Below are 8,086 nucleotides of genomic sequence, written 5' to 3' on the forward strand. Positions count from 1 at the left end.
GATCTCAGGCGGCCGGACCTTGCACGACCGGCGCCGGAGGGATCTGCATCGGCATCATGTTGCCGTGCAGGTGGTACATGATCCATAGCGAGCCCGCGATGACGATGAGCACGATGATGGCGGTGAAGACGAACGCCATCAGCGTCCAGCCCCCCTCCGCCTTGGTGTTCACGTGCAGGAAGAAGACCGTGTGGACGGCGATCTGGGCGAAGGCGAGAAGGGTGATCAGAACCGCCGTCGCGGTCACGTTGAGAGCCCCCGCCATCACCAGCCAGAACGGAATGGCTGTGAGCACCACCGAGAGGGCGAACCCGATCAGATAGCTTCGGCGAGACCCATGGGTGTGGCCCGCTTCATGATGGCTGGCGCCCTTGATATCCGGCTCGCTCATGACAGGGCCCCGAACAGGTAGACGAAGGTGAAGACGCCGATCCAGACGACATCCAGCAGGTGCCAGAACATGCCCAGACAGGTCAGGCGACGGCGGTTCTCAACCGACAGGCCACGCTGGCTGACCTGAACCAGCATGACGCCGATCCAGAGCAGGCCGAACATGACGTGCAGGCCGTGCGTCCCGACCAGGGTGAAGAAAGCCGACAGGAAGGCGCTGCGCTGCGGCGTGGCCCCTTCTGCGATCAGATGCGAGAACTCGAACAGTTCGACGCCGACAAAGGCGAGGCCGAGCAGACCCGTGACCGAGAGCCAGGCGAGAACGCCTTTCTTGCGACCGGCCTCCATGTCCAGCATGGCCATGCCGTAGGTGATCGATGACAGCAGCAGGAAGGCGGTGTTCAGAGCCACCAGCCGCAGGTCGAACAACTCCTGCCCGGTCGGCCCGCCGGCATAGGCGGTCGCGAGGACGCCATAGGTGGCGAAGAGCGTCGCGAAGATGAGCGCGTCACTCATCAGGTAGATCCAGAACCCTAGCAGGGTTGGGCTGGAATGCGCCGCGTGGGGACCGTCCTCCTCAATCACATAGAAGGTCGGCTCCAGCGCCGGGGCGTCAGTCTTGCTCGGGCTCATGCCTGCACCTCCCGGGCGCGGCGCGCCTCCTCGTCATGGACGATCTCCTCGACGGGCACGTCGTACTCACGGTCGTAGTTGAACGTGAAGGCGACCGAATAGATCAGGATCGCCACCGCACTGAGCGCCGCCAGCCACCAGATGTACCAGACCATCGCGAAGCCGAGAGCCAGGGCCAGGCCGGAGATGATCACGCCCGCGCCGGTGCTGCGCGGCATGTGGATCGGCCGGAACCCTTTGGATGGACGCTCGGAGCCACGCTCCTTCATGTCATACCAGGCGTCCAGGTCATGGACTCTCGGCGTCAGTGCGAAATTGTAGTGCGGCGGCGGCGATGTGGTCGACCACTCGAGGGTGCGCCCACCCCAAGGATCCCCCGTGTTGTCGCGCAGCTTGTCACGGTTCCTGATGCTGACGGCGATCTGGATGACGAAAGCCAGGATGCCGACCAGAATGATCAGCGCGCCGATCCCCGCGACGATGAACCAGGGCTGCAGCGTCGGATCCTCGAAATAGCGTGTCCGTCGCGTCGTCCCCATCAGGCCGACAATGTAGATCGGCGTCCAGGCGACCCAGTAGCCGACGACCCAGCCCCAGAAGGACACCCAGCCCCAGAAACCGTCCAGCTTGAACCCAAAGGCCTTGGGGAACCAGTAGGTCATGCCGGCGAACAGGCCGAAGACGACGCCGCCGATGATGACGTTGTGGAAGTGGGCGACCAGGAACAGCGAGTTATGCAGCACAAAGTCGGCCGGCGGCACCGCCAGAAGCACGCCCGTCATCCCGCCGACCACGAAGGTGATCATGAAGGCGACGACCCAGGCCATCGGCAGTTCGTAGCGAATACGACCGCGGTACATCGTGAACAGCCAGTTGAAGATCTTCGCCCCTGTGGGGATCGCGATCACCATGGTGGCGATCCCGAAGAAGGAGTTCACGCTGGCGCCGGAGCCCATGGTGAAGAAGTGGTGCAGCCAGACGAGGTAGCTCAGGATCGTGATGACGACCGTGGCATAGACCATCGACGAATAGCCGAAGAGCCGCTTGCCCGAGAAGGTGGAGGTGATCTCGGAATAGATGCCGAACACCGGCAGGATCAGGACGTAGACCTCCGGATGCCCCCAGATCCAGACCAGGTTCCAGTACATCATGGCGTTGCCGCCGAGGTCGTTGGTGAAGAAGTTGGTCCCGATGTAGCGGTCCAGCATCAGCAGGGCGAAGGCGGCGGTCAGGACCGGGAAGATCGCGATCGCCAGCACATTGCTGCACAGCGCGGTCCAGACGAAGACGGGCATCTTCATCAGGGTCATGCCCGGCGCGCGCATCTTGAACACGGTCGTGACCATGTTGATCGCGGACAAGGTCGTACCGACCCCGGCGATCTGCAACGCCCATAAATAGTAGTCAGGGCCCGTGCCCGGACTATTTTCTATGTTGGCGACGGGCACATAGTTCAGCCAACCGGCCGTCGAGAACTCACCGACGAACAGGGAAACCATCACCAGCGCCGCGCCGGCCACGGTCAGCCACAGGCTGAGACTGTTCAGGAAGGGAAAGGCCACGTCGCGCGCGCCGATCTGCAGCGGCATGACGTAGTTCACCAGGCCGACCACCAGCGGGATCGCCACGAAGAAGATCATGATCGTGCCGTGGGCGGTGAAGACCTGATCGTAGTGGTGGGCGTTGAGGTAGCCCTCGCTGCCGCCGAAGGCGATCGCCTGCTGCAACCGCATCATCAGGGCGTCGGCGAACCCGCGCAGCAGCATGATGATCCCCAGGATCAGGTACATGATGCCGATCTTCTTGTGGTCGACGCTGGTCAGCCATTCCCGCCACAGCCAGCCCCAGAGCCTGAAACGCGTGACCAGCGCCAAAACAGACACCCCCAGCAGCACCACGACGCTGAAGGTGCCGATCAGGATGGGTTCGTGGATCGGGAAGGATTCAAGGCTCAGGCGGCCGAACAGCGGACTGAAGGAAGGTGTCGAATGGGACATGATCTATCTGCCTGCCTCGCCGTGCGCCGAATGACCGGTCATCGGCGCCGTGTAGGATGAAGGCGCGGGCGCATGGGCGTCGCCCTGCGGGCCGCGCTCGCCGGAGGCGGCGGGTTCGCTGTCAGGAGGCGTCGCGTGATGCATCTGCGCCGAAAGACAAGGCGTTCCGGGCGCCACGCACCGGTTCACCACCCGCTCGAACAGGCCGGCCGGCGCCGCGCTGAACGTCGTGACGGGATGTTTCTCGGTGGGCTTCTCAAGCTGCAGATAGGCGGGCGTCGTCAGGACAGTACCCGTCGCCTGAACCTGCCGAACCCATTGATCAAAGGCCGCCGGCTCCACACCACGCAATCGGAAGCGCATGCCCGAGAAGCCCGCGCCGCTGTAATTCGCGGAATAGCCCTCGTAATCGCCCGGCCGGTTGAGCACCGCGTGCAACTGGCTCTGCATCCCCGGCATCGCATAGATCATGCCGGCCAGGGTCGGGGCGTAGAAGGTGTTCATCATATTGGTCGAGGTGATGTCGAACCGGACCTCGCGGTCGACGGGCAGCACCAATTCATTGACCGTGGCGATGTTCTGCTCGGGGTAGATGAACAGCCATTTCCAGTCCATCGCGACGACCTGCACCACCATCGGAGCCTGAGCCGGATCGTTCGGGCGGCCCTCCGCGATGCGATCCAGCCGCCTGAACGGGTCGAGAAGATGAGTGCTGGACCAGGTCAGGGCGCCCAGGCAGATGATGACCAGCAGGGGGATCGACCAGATCATCAACTCCAGGGCGGTGGAGTGGTGGAATTTGGGGTCATAGGTCGCCTTTCGGCTCCCTGAACGATAGCGCCAGGCGAACAGCACCGTCAGAATGATGACCGGCACCACGACCAGCAGCATCAATCCCGTGGAAATGTAGATCAGATCGCGCTGTTGCAGGGCGATATCCCCTGCCGGATTCAGCACCGCCCGCTGACAGCCGCCTAGCAGCCCTGTCGTCAGAACCAGCGCGGCCGCGCCGATGCGCCTGATGGGAAACGATGTCTGTCGCATGTCATGCCGTTAGGCTGCGCCCGCGCGGGGCTACATTGGACATTTTGTCCACTCCCTCACTTCCGCCTATAACGGCAGAGGATCAAGACAGGCTCAACCCCCGTGCGCGTTTTCCGTCCCCGGGTTGCCCCAGGAGTTTGACGATGAGCGGACCCAATGGCGCTTCGACCTCGACCCCGCTCGAGCAGGACGCTCAGGCGCTTCACGCGGACGACCACGCGGTCAAGCCGGGTGAGATTGCCATCGGCGTCATCATCGGCCGAACCAGCGAATTCTTCGACTATTTCGTCTATGCGCTGGCCTCTGTTCTGGTCTTTCCGGCGGTCGTCTTCCCCTATGCCGATCCGGTCACCGCGACGCTGCTGTCGTTCGCCATCTTCTCGCTCGCCTTCGTGGCGCGACCGTTCGGCACCCTGCTGTTCATGTGGATCGACCGCCAGTACGGCCGCAGCGTCAAACTGACGCTGGCGCTGTTCCTGCTCGGCGGCTCGACCATGGCCATCGCCCTTCTGCCCGGCCACGAGCAGATCGGCATGTTGTCGGCGGTGCTGCTGAGCACCTTCCGCTTCGGCCAGGGGATGGCCCTGGGCGGGGCTTGGGACGGCCTGCCGTCATTGCTGGCCCTGAACGCGCCGAAAGACCGTCGCGGCTGGTTCGCCATGCTTCCCCAACTGGGGGCCCCGCTCGGCCTGCTGGTCGCGACCGCCCTGTTCGCCTACTTCCTGACCGGCCTGTCCAGCGCCGACTTCCTGGATTGGGGCTGGCGCTTCCCCTTCTTTGTCGCGCTCGCGATCAATGTGGTGGCGCTGTTCGCCCGCCTCCGCATCGTCGCCACGCCAGAGTTCCGGAAGGCCTTTGAAAGCCGCGAGCTTCAACCGTCTCCCGCCTTCGCGACCCTGTCCAAGGAATGGCGCACCATCGCCCTCGGCGCGCTCGCGCCCCTCGCCAGTTTCGCCCTGTTCCATCTGGTGACGGTCTTCCCCCTGTCGTGGGTCATCCTGACCGCCCGTGAAGAACCCGCGCGCTTTCTGATGATCGAGATGGCCGGCGCCGTCGTCTGTGTGCTCGCCATGCTCGCCTCCGGCGTAATCGCCAACCGCGTCAGCCGACGCCTGGTTCTGGCGGTCTCGGCCGTTCTCATCGGCGCCTACAGCGGGTTTGCGCCGCAGCTCCTGAATGGCGGCGCGGTGGGCGAGACCATCTATATGGTCCTCGGCTTCGCCCTCCTCGGCGTGGCCTTCGGACAGGCGTCAGGCCTGGTCAACGACCGCTTCCCGCCCCAGCACCGCTATACGGGCGCGGCGATCGTCGCGAACTCGGCCTGGCTGGTCGGGGCGGGGTTCGCGCCGCTCGTCGCGCTTTTCCTCGCCCATACGTTCGGCGTCTGGTCCGTCGGGGCCTATCTTCTTTCGGGCGCGCTGTGCACGCTCGCGGCGCTGGCGATCAACAAGGAATGGGCCCGCACCGCCGCCTGACAGCCGCGGGCGACCGATCACGGGCCAGCCGCCTTGCGCCGCTGCGGGCAGGAGCGCGGCCCCGATCCCCTGCCCCCGGCGAGACACTCCTGCCCCGGTGCAGTGAGACGCGCCGGGCGATGCTACGGGACACCGCGCCCGGCCGCTGGCGTCCAGAGCCGAAGGCCGGCGTGAAGACGGACCGGCGCCCTCCGCCTTGCCGAGCGTGACTCTACGCCCCGCGCTTCTCATCGCGATCGGATACAGATCCAGCCTGGCATCCGGGTGTGGGAGGCTGGCGCCTGCGCCGCGGAGCATCAACCTGACTCGGCGAAGGGAGCATCCGGTGGGCCGGCCCGGGGACCGATAAACCGCCGAGGCGGCCCGGAGGCTGTCGTGTACGCCCGGCTTATCCCGCCGCGGCGGCGAGCTCGCCGTCGGATGTGGGCCCAGTGCGGGCTTTTTCCGAGTCCGGGTGCGGTTGAGCGCGGGGGCGTCTGAGTTGGTGGGTGTTGTGTTCTGGACAGCAGAAAGCCCCGCTGGTTTTGCCGGCGGGGCTTTTTGTATTTGGGTGCGGGAGCAGGATTTGAACCTGCGACCTTCAGGTTATGAGCCTGACGAGCTACCGGGCTGCTCCATCCCGCGGCAAACGGTAGTGAGTGAGGAAGATGTTCGAGAAGCGATCCTGTTTGATCGTGCAATTCTTTCTATCCGACTGGTAGACCCGGCGGCGACCTACTCTCCCGCGCCTTGAGACGAAGTACCATTGGCTCTGGAGGGCTTAACGACCGAGTTCGGAATGGGATCGGGTGGGGAACCTCCGACATAGCCACCGGGTCAACCAGGCGGATAGTAAGGATTGCGAAGAAGACATTGTCGGGTTCAGCGGATGCTGAACAAAATCGAATGAGTTTTGCTGAGAAACGATCAAGCCGATCGGATTATTAGTACCAGTAAGCTTCATGGGTCGCCCCACTTCCACACCTGGCCTATCAACGTGGTAGTCTTCCACGATCCTCAGCGAAGCCTTGTTTTGAGGTTAGTTTCCCGCTTAGATGCTTTCAGCGGTTATCTATTCCATACATAGCTACCCTGCTGCACAACTGGCGTCATGACAGGTCCACCAGAGGTATGTCCATCCCGGTCCTCTCGTACTAGGGACAGATCCTCTCAAGCTTCGAACACCCACGGCAGATAGGGACCAAACTGTCTCACGACGTTCTGAACCCAGCTCACGTACCACTTTAAATGGCGAACAGCCATACCCTTGGGACCTGCTCCAGCCCCAGGATGTGATGAGCCGACATCGAGGTGCCAAACTTTGCCGTCGATATGGACTCTTGGGCAAAATCAGCCTGTTATCCCTAGAGTACCTTTTATCCGTTGAGCGATGGCCCTTCCACGCGGGACCACCGGATCACTATGGCCGACTTTCGTCTCTGCTCGACTTGTCAGTCTCGCAGTCAGGCGGGCTTATGCCATTGCACTCGACGACCGATTTCCGACCGGTCTGAGCCCACCATCGCGCGCCTCCGTTACACTTTAGGAGGCGACCGCCCCAGTCAAACTACCCACCACGCCATGTCCCGGGACCGGATAACGGCCCTCGGTTAGACGTCAACGACAGTAAGGGTGGTATTTCAAGGATGACTCCACCAGAGCTGGCGCCCCGGTTTCATAGTCTCCCACCTATCCTACACATACGGTCGCTAACGCCAAGGCGAAGCTATAGTAAAGGTTCATAGGGTCTTTCCGTCTGACCGCGGGAACCCCGCATCTTCACGGGGAATTCAATTTCACTGAGCCTGTGCTGGAGACAGTGGGGAAGTCGTTACGCCATTCGTGCAGGTCGGAACTTACCCGACAAGGAATTTCGCTACCTTAGGACCGTTATAGTTACGGCCGCCGTTTACCTGGGCTTCAGTTCGTCGCTTTCACAACTCCCTTTAACCTTCAGGCACCGGGCAGGCGTCAGACCCTATACGTCGCATTGCTGCTTCGCAGAGCCCTGTGTTTTTGCTAAACAGTCGCTACCCCCTGGCTTGTGCCACTCAGTCTAGGTTGCCCTAGGTGAGTCACGCTTATTCCGAAGTTACGCGTGCAATTTGCCGAGTTCCTTCAGCACAGTTCTCTCAAGCGCCTTGGTATGCTCTACCTGACCACCTGTGTCGGTTTCGGGTACGGTCTCTGCTGGAGTTATTTCCAGGGACAACTTCGCTGCCAGGACAATCCAATAAGCCCTGACAACTTACGCCATCCGTCACTTCCAGCTGGTGCAGGAATATTTACCTGCTTCCCATCGACTACGCTTTTCAGCCTCGCCTTAGGGGCCGACTAACCCTGCGCAGATTAGCTTTACGCAGGAACCCTTGGTCTTTCGGCGACAGTGTTTCTCACACTGTTTATCGTTACTCATGTCAGCATTCTCACTTCCGATACCTCCAGCCAACCTCACAGTTGACCTTCACCGGCTTACGGAACGCTCCGCTACCGCTTGCACAAAGTGCAAACCCATACCTTCGGCGACTGGCTTGAGCCCCGTTACATTTTCCGCGCAGGATCGCTTGA

Annotated in this window: 5 protein-coding genes, 1 tRNA gene and 2 rRNA genes (1 of these 8 only partly in view); 1 reads left to right on the top strand and 7 read right to left on the bottom strand. The window is 62.3% G+C overall.

Annotated elements, in window-relative coordinates:
- Positions 1-4: 4 nt before the first annotated feature.
- The 4 genes from cyoD to cyoA are packed head-to-tail and all read right to left on the bottom strand — an operon-like array spanning position 5 to position 4,064.
- Positions 5-391: a cytochrome o ubiquinol oxidase subunit IV gene (gene cyoD, locus ACW174_RS01385; protein ID WP_492015915.1), complete on the bottom strand. Its 387-nt coding sequence runs from the start codon at positions 389-391 to the stop codon at positions 5-7.
- Complete coding sequence (cyoC, locus tag ACW174_RS01390; protein ID WP_492015916.1) at positions 388-1,023, bottom strand: cytochrome o ubiquinol oxidase subunit III; 636 nt, start codon at positions 1,021-1,023, stop codon at positions 388-390. Before cyoC ends, cyoD begins: the two co-directional genes overlap by 4 nt.
- A complete protein-coding gene (gene cyoB, locus ACW174_RS01395; RefSeq protein WP_492015917.1) occupies positions 1,020-3,020 on the bottom strand; it encodes a cytochrome o ubiquinol oxidase subunit I in 2,001 nt (666 codons plus the stop codon). Before cyoB ends, cyoC begins: the two co-directional genes overlap by 4 nt.
- A gap of 3 nt (positions 3,021-3,023) precedes the next feature.
- Complete coding sequence (gene cyoA / locus ACW174_RS01400) at positions 3,024-4,064, bottom strand: ubiquinol oxidase subunit II (RefSeq protein WP_492015918.1); 1,041 nt, start codon at positions 4,062-4,064, stop codon at positions 3,024-3,026.
- Between the two features lie 143 nt (positions 4,065-4,207).
- Here cyoA and ACW174_RS01405 point away from each other — a divergent pair, with 143 nt between their 5' ends.
- Entirely contained in the window at positions 4,208-5,539 is a 1,332-nt protein-coding gene (locus ACW174_RS01405; protein WP_492015919.1) for an MFS transporter, read from the top strand.
- A gap of 547 nt (positions 5,540-6,086) precedes the next feature.
- Here the strand turns inward: ACW174_RS01405 and ACW174_RS01410 are convergent.
- From ACW174_RS01410 to ACW174_RS01420, 3 genes are all read right to left on the bottom strand, one after another.
- A tRNA-Met gene (locus tag ACW174_RS01410) sits at positions 6,087-6,163 on the bottom strand.
- A gap of 77 nt (positions 6,164-6,240) precedes the next feature.
- A 5S ribosomal RNA gene (gene rrf, locus ACW174_RS01415) occupies positions 6,241-6,355 on the bottom strand.
- Positions 6,356-6,441: 86 nt separating this feature from the next.
- Positions 6,442-8,086, bottom strand: a 23S ribosomal RNA gene (locus tag ACW174_RS01420) (it continues 1,143 nt past the right edge of the window).

The sequence above is a fragment of the Brevundimonas sp. AVps31 genome, assembly GCF_058681355.1.

Excerpts from the sequence above, each read along its gene's own strand:
- cyoD (WP_492015915.1), bottom strand. The coding sequence starts at position 391 with ATGAGCGAGCCGGATATCAAGGGCGCCAGCCATCATGAAGCGGGCCAC.
- cyoC (WP_492015916.1), bottom strand. The coding sequence starts at position 1,023 with ATGAGCCCGAGCAAGACTGACGCCCCGGCGCTGGAGCCGACCTTCTAT.
- cyoB (WP_492015917.1), bottom strand. The coding sequence starts at position 3,020 with ATGTCCCATTCGACACCTTCCTTCAGTCCGCTGTTCGGCCGCCTGAGC.
- cyoA (WP_492015918.1), bottom strand. The coding sequence starts at position 4,064 with ATGCGACAGACATCGTTTCCCATCAGGCGCATCGGCGCGGCCGCGCTG.
- ACW174_RS01405 (WP_492015919.1), top strand. The coding sequence starts at position 4,208 with ATGAGCGGACCCAATGGCGCTTCGACCTCGACCCCGCTCGAGCAGGAC.